This window comes from Psychrobacter sp. Sarcosine-02u-2 (assembly GCF_002836335.1).
Taxonomy (GTDB): domain Bacteria; phylum Pseudomonadota; class Gammaproteobacteria; order Pseudomonadales; family Moraxellaceae; genus Psychrobacter; species Psychrobacter faecalis.
Genome location: NZ_PJBX01000125.1, coordinates 1 through 19,073, shown reverse-complemented (window position 1 = coordinate 19,073; position 19,073 = coordinate 1). Strand labels below are relative to the sequence as shown.

At 44.5% G+C, this 19,073-nt stretch carries 16 protein-coding genes and 2 riboswitches; of the genes, 8 read left to right on the top strand and 8 right to left on the bottom strand.

The features are described from left to right. Window positions 1-10: 10 nt before the first annotated feature. The 3 genes from CXF58_RS03665 to gcvT form a co-directional block, all read right to left on the bottom strand. Entirely contained in the window at window positions 11-769 is a 759-nt protein-coding gene (locus CXF58_RS03665) for a nitroreductase family protein (RefSeq protein WP_102076648.1), read from the bottom strand. A gap of 280 nt (window positions 770-1,049) precedes the next feature. Continuing rightward, window positions 1,050-1,430: a glycine cleavage system protein GcvH gene (gcvH, locus tag CXF58_RS03660; RefSeq protein ID WP_102076633.1), complete on the bottom strand. Its 381-nt coding sequence runs from the start codon at window positions 1,428-1,430 to the stop codon at window positions 1,050-1,052. Between the two features lie 70 nt (window positions 1,431-1,500). Continuing rightward, entirely contained in the window at window positions 1,501-2,685 is a 1,185-nt protein-coding gene (gcvT, locus tag CXF58_RS03655) for a glycine cleavage system aminomethyltransferase GcvT (protein WP_102076632.1), read from the bottom strand. A gap of 182 nt (window positions 2,686-2,867) precedes the next feature. Beyond that, a riboswitch (glycine riboswitch) is annotated at window positions 2,868-3,026 on the bottom strand. 52 nt (window positions 3,027-3,078) lie between these two features. Continuing rightward, a riboswitch (glycine riboswitch) is annotated at window positions 3,079-3,215 on the bottom strand. 236 nt (window positions 3,216-3,451) lie between these two features. On the opposite strand from gcvT, the gene CXF58_RS03650 reads away from it, so the two are divergent. The 6 genes from CXF58_RS03650 (at window position 3,452) to CXF58_RS03625 (ending at window position 10,531) form a co-directional block, all read left to right on the top strand. Next, window positions 3,452-3,772: a YcgL domain-containing protein gene (locus CXF58_RS03650; RefSeq protein ID WP_102076631.1), complete on the top strand. Its 321-nt coding sequence runs from the start codon at window positions 3,452-3,454 to the stop codon at window positions 3,770-3,772. Between the two features lie 249 nt (window positions 3,773-4,021). Continuing rightward, window positions 4,022-4,639, top strand: coding sequence for a hypothetical protein (locus tag CXF58_RS03645; RefSeq protein WP_102076630.1), 618 nt, complete (start codon window positions 4,022-4,024; stop codon window positions 4,637-4,639). A gap of 256 nt (window positions 4,640-4,895) precedes the next feature. Further along, the gene (locus CXF58_RS03640) at window positions 4,896-5,759 is read left to right on the top strand and encodes an AAA family ATPase (protein WP_068404060.1); all 864 of its coding nucleotides are present in this window, start codon (window positions 4,896-4,898) and stop codon (window positions 5,757-5,759) included. A gap of 81 nt (window positions 5,760-5,840) precedes the next feature. Further along, window positions 5,841-7,064 carry a vWA domain-containing protein gene (locus tag CXF58_RS03635; RefSeq protein WP_102076629.1) on the top strand — a complete coding sequence of 408 codons (1,224 nt, stop codon included), beginning with the start codon at window positions 5,841-5,843 and terminating at the stop codon, window positions 7,062-7,064. Window positions 7,065-7,403: 339 nt separating this feature from the next. Further along, window positions 7,404-8,594, top strand: coding sequence for a globin domain-containing protein (locus CXF58_RS03630; RefSeq protein WP_102076628.1), 1,191 nt, complete (start codon window positions 7,404-7,406; stop codon window positions 8,592-8,594). Between the two features lie 179 nt (window positions 8,595-8,773). Next, complete coding sequence (locus CXF58_RS03625; protein WP_102076627.1) at window positions 8,774-10,531, top strand: FAD-dependent oxidoreductase; 1,758 nt, start codon at window positions 8,774-8,776, stop codon at window positions 10,529-10,531. Window positions 10,532-10,626: 95 nt separating this feature from the next. On the opposite strand, the gene CXF58_RS03620 is transcribed toward CXF58_RS03625, so the two are convergent. The 4 genes from CXF58_RS03620 to CXF58_RS03605 all read right to left on the bottom strand — a co-directional run bounded on the left by CXF58_RS03620 (window position 10,627) and on the right by CXF58_RS03605 (window position 15,378). Next, a complete protein-coding gene (locus tag CXF58_RS03620) occupies window positions 10,627-11,469 on the bottom strand; it encodes a phosphodiester glycosidase family protein (protein WP_102076626.1) in 843 nt (280 codons plus the stop codon). A 56-nt stretch (window positions 11,470-11,525) separates the two neighbouring features. After that, window positions 11,526-13,328 (bottom strand): FMN-binding glutamate synthase family protein, encoded by a 1,803-nt coding sequence (locus CXF58_RS03615; protein ID WP_102076647.1) that lies wholly within the window; start codon window positions 13,326-13,328, stop codon window positions 11,526-11,528. 583 nt (window positions 13,329-13,911) lie between these two features. Next, the gene (locus CXF58_RS03610; protein WP_102076625.1) at window positions 13,912-14,370 is read right to left on the bottom strand and encodes a DIP1984 family protein; all 459 of its coding nucleotides are present in this window, start codon (window positions 14,368-14,370) and stop codon (window positions 13,912-13,914) included. A 180-nt stretch (window positions 14,371-14,550) separates the two neighbouring features. Next, window positions 14,551-15,378, bottom strand: a complete 828-nt coding sequence (locus tag CXF58_RS03605) for an IclR family transcriptional regulator (RefSeq protein WP_102076624.1) — start codon at window positions 15,376-15,378, stop codon at window positions 14,551-14,553. A gap of 174 nt (window positions 15,379-15,552) precedes the next feature. Here CXF58_RS03605 and CXF58_RS03600 point away from each other — a divergent pair, with 174 nt between their 5' ends. Together CXF58_RS03600 and CXF58_RS03595 are read left to right on the top strand one after the other, a co-directional pair. Further along, window positions 15,553-16,737 carry an acyl-CoA dehydrogenase gene (locus CXF58_RS03600; protein WP_102076623.1) on the top strand — a complete coding sequence of 395 codons (1,185 nt, stop codon included), beginning with the start codon at window positions 15,553-15,555 and terminating at the stop codon, window positions 16,735-16,737. Between the two features lie 171 nt (window positions 16,738-16,908). Further along, complete coding sequence (locus tag CXF58_RS03595; protein WP_219621719.1) at window positions 16,909-18,108, top strand: CaiB/BaiF CoA transferase family protein; 1,200 nt, start codon at window positions 16,909-16,911, stop codon at window positions 18,106-18,108. On the opposite strand, the gene CXF58_RS03590 is transcribed toward CXF58_RS03595, so the two are convergent. Next, window positions 18,105-18,869, bottom strand: a complete 765-nt coding sequence (locus CXF58_RS03590) for an IclR family transcriptional regulator (protein WP_102076622.1) — start codon at window positions 18,867-18,869, stop codon at window positions 18,105-18,107. The genes CXF58_RS03595 and CXF58_RS03590 overlap by 4 nt on opposite strands. Between the last annotated feature and the right edge of the window lie 204 nt (window positions 18,870-19,073).

Here is a 19,073-nt window from a genome sequence, read left to right as displayed (position 1 = left end):
GTTTACGGTTTTAGACGTAATGAACAAATTGAGTTTGGTCAAAGCGGAACTGGCTGTTATAAATGCCATTATCAGCGCGCTCGCCAGCACCAATCATCATAATGATATGGTGATCGTCGCTTAAATTTAATAAGCGTTTCATCGCAGGCTCATCAAAGCCGCCCATCGGACAGCTATCAAAACCGTGCGCGCGTAAAGCAAGCATGAGGTTTTCGGCTGCAAGAGCAGTATTGTTGGTGGCCCAGTTTTTGGTGTCTTCAAAGGTATAATAAGGCGATTTAATCGGACCTTTTATACGTCTGACCACTTGCGTTGCACCCCATTTAGCCGCTGATATAACGTTGACTGGTCCGCGTAAGAAATCCATGGTCACAACTTTGTTGTAGTAATCTTTGACCTTTTTTGGCACTGGCGTATCTGGATATTCGCGTAAAATTTGCTTGGCATGATCGTGCCAAACATCGGTACGCGCAACGACTGCAATCAGGCGCGCTGAGGTTTTTGCCGCATTTTGATTCATGCAGTTTTTTATCGCGCGTTTGCGCTTATCCGCATCATCAATCACATAAAATTCCCACGGCTGTAGATTGCTCGAGTTCGGCGCGAGCATGGCCAAACGCAGACAGTCAGCCAACACCTCATCAGGTATCGGTGTATCGGTAAAACGACGCACAGAGCGGCGTGATTCAACCACTTCACGAAAGGCTTGCAGTTGCGGGGTATGATCAGGCGTAGCAATCATGGTTTGCTTATCGGTATCTGGGGTCATATGAAAATCCATGCTGGGATTGAGTGCTTGGCTAGGTTTGTGTGTCGAGATACTTGAGGTGCGTGGTCAAGACTTTTGCTCAATAAATAAAACGCATAAATGAGCGGGCGATTGCAAATGCTAAATTGAGCGCTAAGCAGGTTAGGAAAAAAGCGCACAGATACCAGCTGACGCCAATATCTGTCATAACAAGTCATTTTTTTAATATTAAAAATAGCGATAGCTTAATCAAAGATTGCTTTATTGAACATCGCTTCAAAGCAAGAGCATAAACTGGTTATTACAGCTCGTTTTCGTACTCATCAGCACTTAGCAAAGCTTCGTAGTCAGCGATATTGTCAGGCTTCATTCTAAAGAACCAACCTTCGCCGTATGGGTCAGAGTTGATGATTTCTGGATCATCTTCTAATGCTTCGTTGATAGCAACCACTTCGCCTGAGATAGGCGCGTAGACGTCAGAGGCCGCTTTTACAGACTCAACCACAGAGATTTCGTCATCAACCGCGATAATGTCACCCACGTCTGGCAATTCAACAAACACCACGTCACCGAGTAAGTCTTGAGCATGGTCAGTGATACCAACCGTAATCGTACCGTCGTCTTCTAGGCGCAGCCACTCGTGGCTGGCGATGTATTTTAGTTCTGCTGGGATGTTACTCATGGTCTCTCTCCTAAATGATAGAGAATGGTTAATAAAAAAGGGACGCTCATAATAAAAGGTATCAGGGATATCAGTCAAATTGCTGTTTGCCGTTACGCACAAAGGGCAGCTTGACAACGCGGACGTCGACGAATTTACCCTTGCCGCGCAAATCGACCTGCACGCTATCGTCATCTGATAAGCTGGCAGGCACACGGGCAATAGCAATCGAATTTTTTAGGCTAGGGGAGAAAGTGCCACTGGTAATCAGGCCAGTCTGTTCATTATCCGTGCCTTGATTGATGTTCACGGTCATGCCTTCACGTAAGACGCCGCGTGTCGTCAATAATAAACCGACTTGCTTCATGGCACTGTTGTCATCTTTTGCTTGTTGACGCTTATTTACTAAGGCTTCACGGCCGATAAAGTCGCGCTCGTCTTTTAGCGCCAGTGTCCAGCCCATGTTGCACTCGTAAGGGCTAACATTGTCGTCCATATCATGACCATAAAGGTTCATGCCCGCTTCCATACGCAAGGTATCACGCGCGCCAAGACCAGCAGGTTTGACGCCATTGGCTTTTAATTGCTCAAAAAATGCTGGTGCATCATCGCCATGCATGATCACTTCAACGCCGTCTTCGCCTGTATAGCCAGTACGCGCCACAAACCAATCTTTGCCTTCGATATCGGTTAAATCAGCACCAACGAAAGGCTTAAGGGCAGCCAATGTATCTGCCCAACTTGGTTTGACTTCTGCCAGCTTTGCAACGGCATTCGGTCCTTGGATAGCGAGCATAGCCAAGTCATCACGTTCCGTTAAAGCAACCTCAAAACCTTCGGCAACTTTATTAAACTGTGCCATGTCTTTATCGCGGGTAGCCGCATTTGACACGATACGATATTCGGTGGCGTCTTCATTCATCAGATAAACGATTAAATCGTCAATGATACCGCCTTGCTCATTGAGCATCGGAGAATAAAGTGCTTTACCAACGGTTTTTAATTTATCGACATCATTGGCAAGGAGCTTTTGCAACCATGCTTTGGCATCCGAGCCTTTAACATCAACAACGACCATATGCGAGACATCGAACATCCCGGCGTCGGTACGCACGGCTTCGTGTTCTTCGATTTGTGAACCATAATGGATTGGTAATTCCCAACCAGAGAAATCCACCAGTTTGCCGTCACTATCAAGGTGCGACTGGTAAAGGGGCGTGCGTTTAGGGGCGGAAGTGCTGGTATTTTGAGAACTGGTATTGTGAGTGTCGGTCATAACAAATCCTTATGGAACATCAGCAGCACTTGATAATCAGGTATAAAATATCAAAGTAGCAGGGCAGATGTGCATTATCATAGTAGTGAGTAGCAATCTTGCAGGGCGCAAGCAGTGCAACCAAGGGTCGTACAAAAAAATAGAACAATTAGCCAAACAGACGCCAAACGTCGGTTTAAGCAAAAGCCCTATCTGTCCTGTAACCTGAGATTTTCAACACGAACCATCATGGTGATTTTTTAAAGCAAAAGCCTTAAAAAGTCCAAGCAAGTGATGTCGCATTTTCTCCCCTTCGGTGGGTAAGGCGTCGTCCGTCCTTACCGCTCTCCAGATTTGTTATGCCTTATGTTTTGGAATGCTATGCAGTTGCGATAGCAATAAAACAGTTGTGACATATGTTTTTCAGTCCTTTTACCTGAGCGATTGGCAGGGTGTATGCGCCTTCGGTGGTCATCAAGCAGTGATTAGCGCAGCTCGTAAATATAAGCTCACTTAATATCATGCCCAAGACTCTCTCCTGAAAAACGCTTTTATTATGAAAGGTTCAGGCTGTTTTTACAAGCCATCTGCCGCATTAAAGTCGATAATGTTGTTAAAAACAACTTTTTAGCAGCAGAGCTGACAAATTTATGAATAAATAGCATGTGTAAAAGGTCACTAAATAAGCGGAATTTACAGTGATTTACCATAGCAAAACGTAAAGCGACTACTGATTGCAGCCGCAAATATGCTAATCTATGGCGATAGTTTCTGATAGGTTATTTTTATGCATTGCGATATTTATAAATTTCCCAAACACGACGATATGTATGTTTACATTGCTCGCCCTGATTATCCTGATGATACCGATGAGATTAAGGACTGGCTTGGTGTACTGCCAAAAGAGTTTCGGGCAAGTTTAGGACGTAGTCAGTTTGTCATGCATTTAGACTTGGCGAGCACGCCAAAATTGGCGCGCGTTGACAAAGAAGAAGTGCTGACAAAACTAAAGTCGCAAGGGTATTTTGTGCAGTTGCCACCGCAAGATGTGATGCGCCGTCAAGCTGAGCTACGCGCCCGTGAAGCGCAGGATAATATCTACGATTAACAGGTTTTAAAATTAAGAGACTTTTTTTGAAATTAAGAAACTTCGCTTAAATGCACCAAAAAAGCGACGAAACATTTGCGCTTATGCATTTTGCTAGCAAGTCGTGATAAACTAATCGCCATTAGACACGCATAATTAAGTGCAGTTGATGATTATGTATTTTGTCGCACTGCTAGTCTGACAAAACTTACCCTATACCGCTTGACGCCTTACGCGCCGCAGGTAATAAACGCAGGTAATGAAACACGCATGGATTGGTTAAAAGGCATTATAGACAGCTTACCGATAGGCGCTATCAGTGATATCCTCGGTGAGATTACGATTTGGTGGGGGCAACTGGTAAAAGATGTGCCGCCCGCAGACTTACCTATGTATGCGTATCTTGGCGGCGTAATTATCGTTTTGATACTTTGGTTGTTGGTTGCTCGTATTTTGCCGCGCCCGCTTGGTGGTATGAGTTGGATGATATTGTTTGCCGTCTTGCTCGCGCCTGGTACGGCGCTTGGTGACCCTAGCGTGATTGCGCCGGCGAGTATCAGCGTCGTTTATGCGATTATGATGAAAGATACGGCTGGCGCGATTACCAATATGCTACCGATTTTGGTCGTACTGGTAGTAGGCTTGTTTGTTGGTTTTGTTTGGCAACTGATTCGCGGCGCGTTTGAGTCGAGCTTGGATAAAGCCCGTAGCCGTACGGCAGACGATGCGCAAGCGACCGCTCAATTGACCACTGGTAATTATTTGGCAGACGATGCTCGTTTATCAGAGTCGTTTGATCATTCAGCATTGTCGTCTAAACCTGAATTGGCTAAGACTGAATTAAGTAAGCCTAAAGCTGAGGTTAGCTTAAAAAAAGACCGCAAATAATAGATATGAGTAATAAAGCTTTTTGCTAGAGATTTTTACACTAAAAGACACCCTGCGTGTCTTTTTTTATACTCATTTATAAGCTTTACAGTGAATCAATAATAACTACGAACGCATAAGTATTTTGGCAATTAATGGCACTGTGCTAATCTAAATAATTAGGTATCTGCTAACGATTTTTCCTAAACCTTTTATCATGTTTAACGGATAACAATAACTGATTTTAATAACTTTTTCTAATAACTGAGAATGTATTATGAGCACGACTGATAAAACGAAGAAAAGCTTTACCGGTACGCAAAGCTATATTGCCACTGATGATTTGCAGCTGGCCGTTAATGCGGCGATGACGCTACAAAAGCCGTTACTGATTAAAGGCGAGCCGGGCACTGGTAAAACTTTACTGGCTGAAGAAGTAGCTGAGAGTTTAGGGATGCCGCTGATTACGTGGCACATTAAATCAACCACCAAAGCTGAGCAGGGGCTATATGAGTACGATGCCGTATCGCGCTTACGTGATTCGCAGTTGGGCGACGACAAGGTGTATGAGATTGGCAACTATATCAAGCCCGGTAAACTGTGGGAGGCCTTTACCAGTAATGAGCGCAGTGTGTTATTGATTGATGAGATTGATAAAGCCGATATCGAGTTTCCAAACGACTTACTGCATGAGCTCGATAAAATGTCTTTCTACGTTTATGAAACGGGCGAGACCATCACTGCCGAGCAGCGTCCGGTGGTTATCATCACCTCAAATAATGAAAAAGAGCTGCCGGATGCGTTTTTACGCCGCTGTTTCTTCCATTATATCGACTTCCCAGAGGAAGATACCATGCGCCAAATCATTGAGGTGCATTTCCCAAATATCCAAGAAAAACTCGTCAATGATGCGCTCGATATTTTTTATAAGCTGCGTAATATTCAAGGGCTTAAAAAGCCACCATCAACGTCGGAATTGGTCGATTGGCTGACGCTATTATTGGCTGACGATATGGCACAAAACGAGCTGGAAGAAAACTTACGCGGGGAAAAGTCTATTCCGCCACTATATGGCGCGCTGCTGAAAAACGAAGCCGATGTGAGTTTATTGCAGCGTTTTGCCAATATGATGCGTCGTTAAGCGATAGCTCGTTTGTCATAATTGACGCTAATGAAGCAATCCAACTCGTAACTCTATCAGCCAATAAGTGATGCGACTTTTATGTTTATCAAATTGTTCTATACCCTGCGTACCTACGGCGTGCCGGTCAGTACGCGTGAGCTGCTTGACCTAAACGCGGCCTTAGATCAAGGGCTGATGATGCAGCCGCATCCTGAAAACCCAGAGCTATCTACTTTTGCCAGTCGCGAGGATATGTATCGACTGATTCGGCTTTGTATGGTCAAAGACGAGCGTCACTTTGATAAATTTGACCGTGCTATGGCAGATTATTTTGAGGGCGTCGATAGTCTTGATATGGATGAGCTGCTCGCAAAGTTGACGGATATTCCAAAAGAGTGGCTAGATTTAAAGCTTGATCCAAAAAATCTGACCGAAGAGCAGCGGCGCTTGCTGAAAAAATACGGCTCATTAGAGGAGTTGATGAAAGCGCTTGAAGAGCGTCTTAAAGAGCAAAAAGAGCGTCATCAAGGTGGCAGTAAATGGGTCGGCACTGGCGGCACGTCACCATTTGGTGCCTATGGCGACCATCCAGAAGGCGTGCGCGTCGGCGGCGAGTCACGTAAACGCAGCGCGGCTAAAGTGTGGGAGCAGCGCAAATATCGCAATCTTGATGATGACAATCAGCTTGGCACGCGCCAAATCCAAATGGCACTGCGCAACTTGCGCCAATTTGCACGTACCGGCAGCGCCGATGAGCTAGATATTCACGAAACCATTAAGCGCACCGCTAAAAAAGGTGTGCTCGATATTCATATGCAAGCTGAGCGCCGCAACCGTGTCAAAGTGCTGATGCTATTTGATGTTGGTGGCAGTATGGATGTTCACGTCGAAGCATTGGAAAAGTTGTTTTCTGCGGCTAAAAACGAATTTAAAACCTTAGAGTTTTTTTACTTTCATAACTGCTTATATGATTATGTTTGGAAAGACAACAATCGTCGCCACAGTGCGCCGATGCCGACTTATGAGCTGCTTAATACGTATGGTCGCGAGTATCGGGTGATATTTGTCGGCGATGCATCGATGTCGCCTTATGAGCTGATGACGGTCGGCGGCAGTGTGGAGTATATGAATAACGAAGCAGGTATTGTCTGGTTAAAAAGGGTATTAGCACATTTTGATAAAGTTGCTTGGCTCAATCCTGAAAATCATGCCTATTGGCAATATACTCAGACCATCGTTGAGATTAAAAAGTTGTTCGATAATAAAATGTATCCCATGACGCTGCACGGTGTGGAAGAGATGACCAATTATATGGCGCGGTAATTTTATAATGACGCGTTTATATTCAAACTAATTTATCAGTCAAGCTGATTGAATGTTCTGTTAAGGCAGCGGCGATGTTTTCATGGCCGCTGCCTTTTTTGGTCTAAATAAATCAAATTTATAACGATAGGGCATTGGTATGCCCCGTTAAATATGATAACATTCATCCTAAATGAATCTTATAGTAATATTCCGATTGGATGGGCTAAAAAAGTTTGATTACAGTGTTTGACCACGAGAGTTCGACAGCTGTTTAAACCCAGTCATTGTTGCTAGTGTAAACCTTTCATTTTTAATCCTTTTAATTAATCCTTATAGTAATCCACTGAGAGAGACAACATGGCCTCACCTAAAACATTAGAAATCGTAAAATCAACCGTTCCCGTACTCGAGGAGCATGGAACGGCAATTACCACCGTATTTTATAAAAACATGTTTAATGAGCATCCTGAGCTACTGGACATATTTAACGAAACCAATCAAAAATTGGGCCGTCAACAAACCGCATTAGCGACGACGGTACTAGCAGCCGCTAAGCATTTGGATAAATTGGCGACTTTATTGCCACAAGTCACGCAGATTAGCCACAAGCATAGAGCGTTACAAATCCTACCTGAGCATTATCCCATCGTTGGTCACCATCTAATTGGTGCGATAAAAGAAGTGCTAGGCGAAGCTGCTAACGATGATATCATCGGTGCTTGGACTGAAGCATATGATGAAATTGCCTCGGTATTTATCCAAATAGAACATGGCATGTATGAAGCAGAAATGTGGCAAGGTTTTGCGCCATTTACTATTACCGAAAAATACGAAGCCGCTACTGATATTGCTGCTTTTACCGTCGTTCCAGCAGAGGGTAGTACAGTTGATCTAAGCAAATTGAATTTAACCGCTGGTCAATATATCACCGTAAAAACAGATCCAAAAGATAGTAGCCATACTGCACTGCGTCATTATTCATTATACTCAGCCAGTACCGAAAAAGGTATTCAGTTCGCGGTAAGACGCGACAATCGTAATGAACACAATGGTTTAGTATCTAACCATTTACATGACAACCTCACAGTTGGTGATACTATTTCACTATCTGCGCCTGCTGGTGACTTTTTGTTAAATCAGGATTTGGTACAACAAAATGACATTCCACTGGTATTGATGAGTGCGGGTGTAGGGGTGACACCTATCCTAGCCATGCTAGAGGCGCAAGTGACTGCCAATCCAAAGCGCCCTATCACTTGGGTTTATGCCTGTCAAAATGAGCAGCATCATGCCTTTAATGAGCAAGTTGATAAGCTGTTAGAAAAAGCAGAAAACGTAGAAAAACATATTTTCTATTTTGACGAAGGGCAAATTCTTGATGAAGCATGGTTAGCTAATCTGCCTAAGCCTGCTGATATCTATGTTTGTGGCTCGATGATGTTTATGGACAGTATGATTGATGGGTTAGTCGCATTAGATCATGGCGTTGATAATGTGCATTATGAGCCGTTTGGTCCTAAAATGAGTCTAGAGCTGAAAGCTGGCTAATAAAGTTAAAACGATATACAACAATAGATGAACACATAAGGCAAAGTTATGAAATAACTTTGCCTTATTCTTTTATAGTGCACTTGAGATTAAACAGGTTTGAAACTGGAATATTTAATAGACTCTAAATTAATAATAAAAAATCATTATAAAAATTCGCATAATAACAAGGAAACACCATGGCTGACTCAAATCCTCAAATAATGACCTCTAACAATAATAATCCGCCCGTTAAAACGCTCGCTGAAAATAGGCATGCTAAGAAAAAAGTACTCGTCGCTGGTGGTGGTATCTCAGGGTTAAGTGCGGCGTTTGAGTTGTCCGAAGACCCAAACATTGATATTACCATTGTAGAATCAAGCGCCACATGTGGTGGCAAAATGATTGGCTACTTTAATGCTGATGAGCAACGCTTTGAAGAGCACTCCATTCGCGCGCTAAGCTCTACCTATTTTTCTTTGTTTAATATTTTTGATCGTGCTGGTTTATTGCATATGTTGACAGCGGTTGAAGACTATCAGTTTTATCAAAGTGGTCACGGTAACACTGAAGACAGCGATAATCACACTAATAATAGTGAGCAAAAAGATGAACAAAAAGGTAAACGCGTCGCAATCGATAGACGTGCGGCGATAGATTTGCAGACGATTGAGGCGATGGTTGATACCTTTGATTTAAATAAAAAGAACATGCTGCAACTGGTACAACGCATTGTTCATCATGTCAATGCCAGTGACAAAGAGCGCGCCGCGATGGCATTTAAAACAGCAGGTGAGGTCATCGGTATTGATGATTTTGATGCCCATACTAAGCAATTTATTACCAATTGGTTTGGCATCTTGACTGGTGCCAGAATGCACAGTAAAGCCGTCGATATTATGGACAGTTTTGTACTGATGTTTTTACCGATGACCGAAGCACCCGTGTTGCCAGAAGGTGAGACGTCTAAATCGTATTGCTTTAATCGTCCGACTTCTGAGGTAATCGAGGCGCTAGTAGAGAAGCTAAAAGCGCGCGGGGTAACCATCGTCACTCAAGCGCGTATACTCAATATGCATCATCATGATGATGGACAGATTAGTGTTGATATTAGCGGTGATAATGGCACCACAGACGGTTTACAGCAAGAGCACTATGATGCTGCCGTGATGGCGCTGCCGCACGAAGTATTATGGAAAATGGGACTGTTACCACAGGTTAAGAAGCCTTTTAACGATGAATGGTCCTTTGGCAGCCAGTTTCCTTTAGCCGAAATACCCGCTGTTTTTGAGCCGTTCTTGGGTAAGTCTTATAACTTATGCTTTGATGCGCCGTGGAATATTGTCTTTCAAATTCAGCATCGTGGCGGCTTTTGGCAAGACGTCGAATTCCCTGATAGCTTTGATTATAATCTATCGGCAACTTGTAGCTCACCGTTTAATAAAGGCTCACTATTTGGCAAGCGTTTTATGGAATGTACACCTGCAGAGGCCAAAGAAGAGATTCTATACCAGCTGGGTATTACCGATGCAGAGCAGCGTCAAGCTATCGCGCAAGGCGGCGTGATTGATCCAGTTAATTTGCTGTATACCGATAATTGGCAGCCGTATACTGATATTGAGACCGCTGAGATGGGTATCGTGCAGGATAACGGAAAGCGCTGGGTGGATTTGGCGCAAATCTATGTGCGCAATGCTGATGATGAGCTGATTGAAACCACTACGCAGTGGGATAATGTCGTGGTGGCAGGCGAGATTGTTTCGGTTACTGGACGCTGGAAAATCCCCACCATGGAGCAGGCAGCAACGTCTGGTAAGCAAGCAGCGCAAGCATTATTCACAGTTATGGAGCGAGAACAAACTGTGAGCATAGAAACATCAACACTCATGCACCAAGCACGTTATAAATATCTTGATCCAATAGTATCGGCGCTAAGTGCAGTAACCAAAAGATTGTAATAAGCTGCTATAAGATTTACGAGTTACAGCACGAACTGGTAAAAGGGATGTGGGTAAAGGGTTTAGGGTAATATTAAGATAGGTTGAGAATTATACTATTGATTTAAATCAACCAGCCCAATCATCACGCCCATCTCTTTTTTATCATGTTTATCAATACTAGGCGCATATAATGCTGAAGCAATCCCGCCATCTAAAAACAAAGCATTTGGACAGTTTAAGTCATCCTTAAAAAGCTCGGCAAACTGATAAAAGGTCACAGGCTCTTCACTATTGACAAACTGCACGCTGCCATCACTACAAACACCGGCACCATTGCGCGGTTTAATAGAGGTGCTATCACGGTTAAACTGCGGATGAATCTCGTTATTAATAACCAGCATAGGTCCTGATTGAGTCGCATACCAAGGTTGTGCTTTACCACTTTTGAGCTGTTCATCTAGCGTTTTACTTTCGGTAATCTGTACTTTGCCAGATTTATCCCACCACATGACGCCGTTGGGCAACAGATGAAAGTTGCCGCCGCCTTCTTTGATATTTAATGCGCGCAGCTCTTTACCTTTGATAACCGTATAGCCAATCGGCGCATAATTTTCATTATACATGCCAGCATTCATGGCAAAGTTGAGGGTTTGGTTAGAGGGCAGCGCCGCTAGTAAAGCATCAAAAGTCAGTAGCGGCTGGTTGTTATCAGCATTGCTATCGCTCTGTTGCCAAAATAGCTGTAATGAATAACGCGTGTCGGTCAGTGCCTTTGCATCAACACGGCAAACGCTATAGGCAAAGGGCGTGTTTTGCGCCTGACATGACCAATTTTTGCCATCACTACTTATCGCGTCATGGTTATTATCTTCTGCTGGCTGGCAAGCGCTGATGCTTAATGCAACCAGCGCTGCTGCCAACAATGAGTAAGGGAACCTAAATATAGAACTTGGCATCGATGACTTATCTTTTTATAGGATAACGTTAGATGGTCTAAAAAACGCCATAATCCTTAATCGTCTAATGGCGGAATTTCGCGGAAAGTATTATTGACGTTGCCAATTAATAAACCACCGTCGATGAGATCTACCGAATCATCGGGGTGCTGGGTGGTTGGGGCATTGGTTTCTTTACCTTTATCACGCGAGTCTTTGTTATAAGCAATCAGCGCATCGTTATTGGCAAGGAAGCTATCAGGATTTGCCATCACCCACATTTGGTTAAAGACGTCGGCGCGAGCATTTTCCTCAAGCAGGGCGCCTTGGTCGGCAAAGTAAAAGAACTTCGATAACAGCTTAATCTGGCCATCGTCTAAACGGCGGGCGATATGATACGGCTGTAATTGGCTTGGATGCTGAAGACCAACCGCACCAACGATACTGGCAAGTGATTTTAGCGTATTTTTATGAAAACTTGCCACGCGTTCAGCTTTACTTGGTACATCAAGCGCTTTTTGGCGATAGGGGTCTTGGGTAGCAACGCCAGTCGGGCAAGTATTGGTATGACATGAGCGCGATTGGATACAACCAACGGCAAACATAAAGCCGCGCGCCGAGTTACACCAGTCAGCGCCTAGCGCAATCATACGCGCAATATCAAAGCCTGAGACGATTTTACCACTAACGCCAAGCTTAATCTTATCCCGAATACCCGCACCAACCAAAGTATTATGCACGAGCATAAAGCCTTCAACCATTGGCATACCGACGTTGTCCATAAATTCAACGGGCGCTGCACCTGTACCGCCTTCAGCGCCGTCAATGATGATAAAGTCAGGGTAATTGTCCATCTCTATCATAGCTTTTACAATCGCCATAAACTGCCACGGCTGACCGACACATAGCTTAAAGCCGACCGGTTTACCGCCTGATAAATCACGCAGCTGCTGCCAAAAAGTCACCAACTCGCGCGGTGTGCTAAAAGCACTGTGTGACGAGGGCGACACGCAGTCTTTGCCCATCGGCACGTGGCGCGTATCCGCAATCTCTTGCGTGATTTTTTCTGCTGGCAGTACGCCGCCTTGACCTGGTTTTGCACCTTGCGAGAGTTTAATCTCAATCATTTTTACTTGCGGATCGGTTGCCTGTTCGGCAAAGGACTGTGGGTCAAAATTGCCAAGCTCATCACGGCAACCAAAATAACCGGTACCCAGCTCCCAGATTAAATCGCCACCAAACTTACGATGATAAGGGCTGATGGCGCCTTCGCCGGTATCATGGGTAAAGCCGCCCAATTTAGCGCCTTGATTAAGCGCCATAATGGCATTGGCTGATAAACTCCCAAAGCTCATCGCTGAGATATTAAATACCGACATATCATACGGCTGCTGGCAGCGCTCACCGCCCACGATAATACGAAAGTCTTTATTTTCTAACGGTTGGCTGACCGCTGATTGCAAAAACCATTCTTTACCGTGTGCGTATAAATTATCAAGCGTACCAAAAGCATTGGTATCACTGACGTTTTTTGCTCGTTGATACACCAGTGCGCGCTGCTGGCGTGAAAACGGCACTTGTTCTTTATCATTTTCTAATAAATACTGACGAATCTCAGGGCGAAAATCCTCAAGTACATAGCGAATATGCCCAGCGACTGGATAGTTTCTTAAGATGGCATGCTTTGCCTGTATGACATCATAAATCCCCAAACCCACACCCAATCCGCCAAGAATAATCAGCCACCAATTCATCAATAACAGCCCTGCTATAAACAGCAGGGTCGCGGCGGCAAAAGTACTATAGCGCAACATGACGCCAACTAAATAAGGAGAATCCTGTTTGGGTTTTGGGTTTAGATTGGTACGAGATTGGGGCATAACGATACTCAACAGTGTTACGTAAATAATAAAAACGCGATGATAAAAAACAAAGTATCCATAACAAAATAACCATGTCATAAACATGGTTATTAAGAATAGATTAAATGCTTAAATTTATCGCGTACATCATACACATATGATATCACTGCGACGGTTTAATTGGGTAACAGAGTGCCAATTTTGCGCTCAAAATAACAGTTTTTAGACGTAATCGGCTCGGATTGATTATTTCAAATGATTTTCTGCTGATGATTTGGCGTCGAAGATAAGGAAAAGGCACTCAATGGCAATAACGAAAAGCATTAAAAATAAGATTGAAACCGACTGTCAGTGTCTGGTAGTAAGGTCTAAATAGTGCCTTGTGAGTTGTGACGGGTGCAGGGCATGAATGGTAAAAAAAGCGTCTGCCCGCAACGCGTAGCAGCCACTACAGTATGTTTTCAACCCCCTGCTGTGGCGGTTTGGGGTCTGACACTCGCCCAGTCGGTTCCAAAGGGGCAGTCTATCCGTTTATTATCCAATATTATTGTTAAATAAATAAAACGGACAGAAAATTCTCATATCAATGGTTTAAAAATACTTATTCTACAAGGTCAATTTGCCAGTTATTGGCTTGAATGACAATATTAATCTTACGTAGTTTCATCGCGATGTCGTCGGCTTGCTTTTGTAAACCGGCAACCGAAACCATGATATGCCATTTAATCTCGCGAGGGCTATAACGGTCAACCTCGGTATCAGTGGCTTCAATGGCCTCAATCAATAACTTATGGCGCATCTCTAAGGTATCACGTTCGATCAATAGTGTCAGCATCGATTGACCTTCATTGGTCTGAGCGACAGCGTTAGTTCGGTGAATACGTTCAATCAAAGCCGATAATTCAGTAATGACTTGACTGGCTTCAATCATCAGCGCGTTTGGGTCTTCGTTTGGCGCGTCGCCTTCTTGGACTTTGACATTGCTACGAATACGCCCTTTAATTTGGGCGAGCTTTTTTTGCATATCGCTACGGATGAGGAGGGCTTCGGCGAGTTTCATGGTTGACTCCAATACTTTTATTATTATTGATATTTGCTTTAAAGTTTAGCGCTTCTCATTCTTTAACACAAACCACTTGCCGAAAACTATATAGCACTTCCACCAAATCATTTTGTGCTCTCATCGCATTACCAATACCTTTATACAGCGCTAAAAAATAAATAAATCCACTCAACTTTTCTAAACCCCACTGCCAACCCTTTCAGCCAACGCTTGCAATTTCGGCACAATCATCGCTGCATATTCTTCCGCTTGCCAATTGGCACTCGGCACACTGGCATTGAGCGAATATGCATACTGCCCAGTTGCGATATCAAAGACGCCAACGGCAACTGCCAATATATCGGTAGAAAACTCCCCATCTGATACCGTATAGCCATACTTTACATAGTGCTCTGTCGCCTCGCTTAACGCAGATTGCGCGCGGTCATACTCTTCTTTGGATAAATGCTCTTGTAGATTATTACGAATCACCGACTGTCTCGCTGGCGAGCTCGCTGCATAAAAAGCGCGACCAATGGCAGTGCGGGCGACGGGCACTGCCGAGCCAACTTGTAAATTAACCGATAGGCGAGCAGGGCTACGACAACAAGCGTGATAGCGCATTTCTCCTTCGACTTCGGTTGCCAAATTCACCGATACTTCATTGTCACTGGCAAATTGCCGCAGCAATGGTTCAGCAGTTGCCACCATGTCATGACGACTCCACGCGGTGGCACTTAATCGCACCGCGCTACTGCCCAGCTGATATTGTCCGTGCTCGGTCATACGTAAAAATCCAAGCGTCATCAAGGTATGAATAAGCCGAGTGATGGTGGCTTTTGGCAAGGCGGTCATCTGACATAACTGCTGATGACTGAGCTGCTCATGCTGCTCAAAGGCTGCCAGTAAAGTCAGTCCGCGCCCCAGTGCGGTGACAAACTGCCGGTCATTATCGTCCTTACTTTGCTCAAGAATAGTGGTCATTCGATCGAGTAGTGGCAGAGCTGTAGATACATTTTTTGTCATTTTATGCTCATTTTTTTGATAAAGGTTTACAGCGCGGTAAAAGTTTGCTTAAATAGATTTAAATTATGAAACTAAGTTTCGCACAGCGGAATTAACAAGTCAATCATTTATACAAACGATTTACTCATTAATCACTACTCGTCGGTCAGGAAGACTGATAACAAGGAGTTCTACATGGCAACATCTAAGCGTCCAAGTTTCGATTGGGAAGATCCGTTTTTATTACGCAACCAACTGACTGATGAAGAGCGTATGGTCACAGACAGCGCCCGTCAGTTTTTTCAAAAAGAGCTGATGCCTGGCATTTTAGAGGCCAATCGTAACGAGAACTTTGATCGTAATATCATGCGTCAAATGGGTGAGATGGGCTTGCTTGGTGTGACGATTGAAGGTTATGGCTGTGCCGGTTTATCAAGTGTTGCCTACGGTCTGATTGCCAAAGAGGTCGAAGCGGTGGATTCAGGTTATCGTTCGGCGATGAGCGTGCAGTCGAGCTTAGTCATGCATCCTATTTGGGCGTATGGCACCGAAGAGCAAAGAGAAAAATATCTACCGAAGCTTGCCACTGGCGAGTATGTCGGCTGTTTTGGCCTGACGGAACCAGATTCAGGCTCAGATCCTGCCTCGATGTCGACCCGTGCGCGCGCAGTTGATGGCGGTTACGAGCTGACGGGCAATAAGATGTGGATTACCAACAGTCCTATCGCTGATGTGTTTGTCGTTTGGGCAAAAGATGACGCCGATGAGATTCGCGGCTTTATTTTAGATAAAGGCATGAAAGGCTTATCAGCGCCGAAGATTGAAGGTAAGTTTTCATTACGTGCTTCAGTTACCGGTGAGATTGTCATGGACAAGGTGTTTGTCCCTGAAGCCAATGCTTTTCCAGATATTCATGGTCTAAAAGGGCCATTTGGTTGCTTAAATAAAGCCCGTTATGGTATTGCATGGGGCGCAATGGGCGCGGCTGAGTTTTGCTGGAAAGCGGCGCGTCAATACACGCTAGACCGTAAGCAATTTGGTCGTCCATTGGCTGCAACCCAGCTTGTGCAATTGAAGCTTGCCAATATGCAGACGGAAATCGCTTTAGGTTTACAAGCGGCGTTACGTGTCGGTCGTCTGATGGATGAAGACAATGCCGCGCCTGAGATGATTTCACTCATTAAACGTAATAACTGCGGTAAGGCGCTCGATATCGCCCGTATTGCGCGTGATATGCATGGCGGTAACGGTATCTCTGATGAGTTCCATATTATCCGCCACGTCATGAACTTAGAAGCGGTCAACACCTACGAAGGTACCCACGATATTCATGCGCTTATCCTAGGTCGTGCGCAGACTGGTATTCAAGCATTTTATTAAGCGTTATTGGCTAATTACGTGCGCTACTGTTTGGCTTCCTATAAGCAGATTTTAAACAGTAGCGTACGTTTTTCAGTTGTTCTTCATCATTTAATTGCTTAGCCATTAAATCATGAAGAACAATTTTATCATCAAAAAATCAAAAAATACGCGACACAATAAGGGATTATTATGACGGATATGGCGAAAGGTGCATTACACGGTATCAAGGTGCTCGACTTATCGAGAGTATTGGCCGGTCCTTCTTGTACCCAAGTGCTCGCAGATTTGGGCGCTGAAGTCATCAAGGTTGAGCGTCCACATATCGGTGATGAAACGCGGCACTGGGCGCCGCCAAAATTCAGCGATGACACTTCTGCTTATTACGCCACCATTAACCGCAATAAAAAATCCCTCACTGTCGATATCACCACACCTGCCGGACAAACCATTATCAAACAGCTTGTCGCCGATAGCGATATCGTCGTTGAAAACTTTAAAGTGGGTGGTTTGAAAAAATACGGCTTAGATTATGACAGTCTAAAACAAGACAATCCGCGCCTTATTTACGCCTCATTGACGGGATTTGGTCAGACAGGGCCTGATGCCAAGCGTCCCGGTTATGACTATATCATTCAGGGTCTATCAGGGCTGATGAGCATCACCGGTCCAAGCGACGGCGAACCGCATAAGGTTGGCGTGGCAGTCGTCGATTTATTCGCCGGATTGCAGCTGACCATTGGTATCCAAGCTGCTCTATTAGCGCGCCAACATACTGGGCTTGGGCAACATGTCGATGTAGCATTGCTTGACAGTGCGCTTGCAATGCTCGCCAACGTTGGTATGAATTATTTGGCATCAGATAGAGTCCCGCCGAGACTCGGTAACCAGCATCCCAATATCGTGCCTTATCAAGTTTTTGCAGGGCAGGGTGACGCGCACTTTATCTTAGCTTGCGGTAACGACAGTCAGTTTGCCAAACTGTGCGATGTGCTTGCAGTTAATTGGCATATGGATGAGCACTTTACGACCAATCCTCAACGCGTTGCCAACCGCGAGCTGCTGTGTGATGAGCTGAGCAAAAAATTGGCCGAGCAACCACGTACTTATTGGTTGGAGGTGTTAGATCAAGCAGGTATCCCATGCGGAGCGATTCATAATGTCGCTGAAGCCTTGGCAATGCCGCAAGCGCTGGCACGTGAGATGGTGGTTGATTTTGCTGCGCAAGGCAGCCCTGTTCGCGCACTTGGGAATCCGATTAAATTGTCCACCTCACCGATTACTTATCGGTCGCCGCCACCGCAATTGAGCGAACATACCGATAGTACGCTTGCTGATTTGGGCTATGACAGCGAGATGATCGCCAAGCTTAAAGCCGATGGGATTGTTTAATGCTCGTCCTTAAAACCCAAACGCTGCTCAATTTGCTCTGCCAATTCAATCAGTACCGCACTGACCTCAGCTCGCTTGGACTCATACTCTGCTTGTAAAAAGCTGACCGCCATACCTGCAATAGCATTGCCAGAAGCGTTACGAATATAAGTACCTAAGCAATACATACCTTCGCGCAATTGCCCATCGTCAAGGGAGATACGACTGTTTTTAATAGCCGTCAGCTCGGTGGATAAATCTACAAAATTATCGACGCCATATTGGGTAATAGGCGTAGGGAAACCGCTGGCATAGATGGATTTTATGCTGTCCATAGACATAGTGGAAAGCATGGCTTTACCAGTGGCAGAGAATACTGCCGGTACGCGTACACCAGCGCGGAAAGTAAAGCCAAGCGGCGCCGGCGCTTCATGGCAAGCCAAAAACACCACTTCACCAAAATCGAGCTTGGACAATGTCACCGTATGCTGAAGAAGGATTGGATACTGGACAATAAGGTCTTTGAATAACTGGATGACGCCTTGCTGCTGCTCATATTTGCCCGCCCAATACATCAAATACGAGCCCAAATGAAAGCGGCTGTCGCTGTCTTTATAGATGACATGTTTGGCTAATAAACTTTGCAAAATATTGTGGGTTGAGCTACGCGGCAGGTTAAGCGCTTTGGCAATATGCGCCGCCGTTAAAGGTTGGGCGCTGTCAGTTATCAAATCTAAAATCTGAAAAGTTTTGTCCAAAGCAGGAACGGCAGTGGTGCTCATAAGAAACCTATAAAAGACGATAAAATTAAGGAAGTAGCAAAATAAAATGATAAATCAGCACAAAATTGATAATAGGGGTTGCAAATAGGGGATTATCATTCTTATAATGATGTCTCATATATAGAATACATGTTCAGTATATTGAACAAATAACAAGTTATCAATAATTATTTAAGTCATAACCTTTTATTTTTAGTCGTTTTT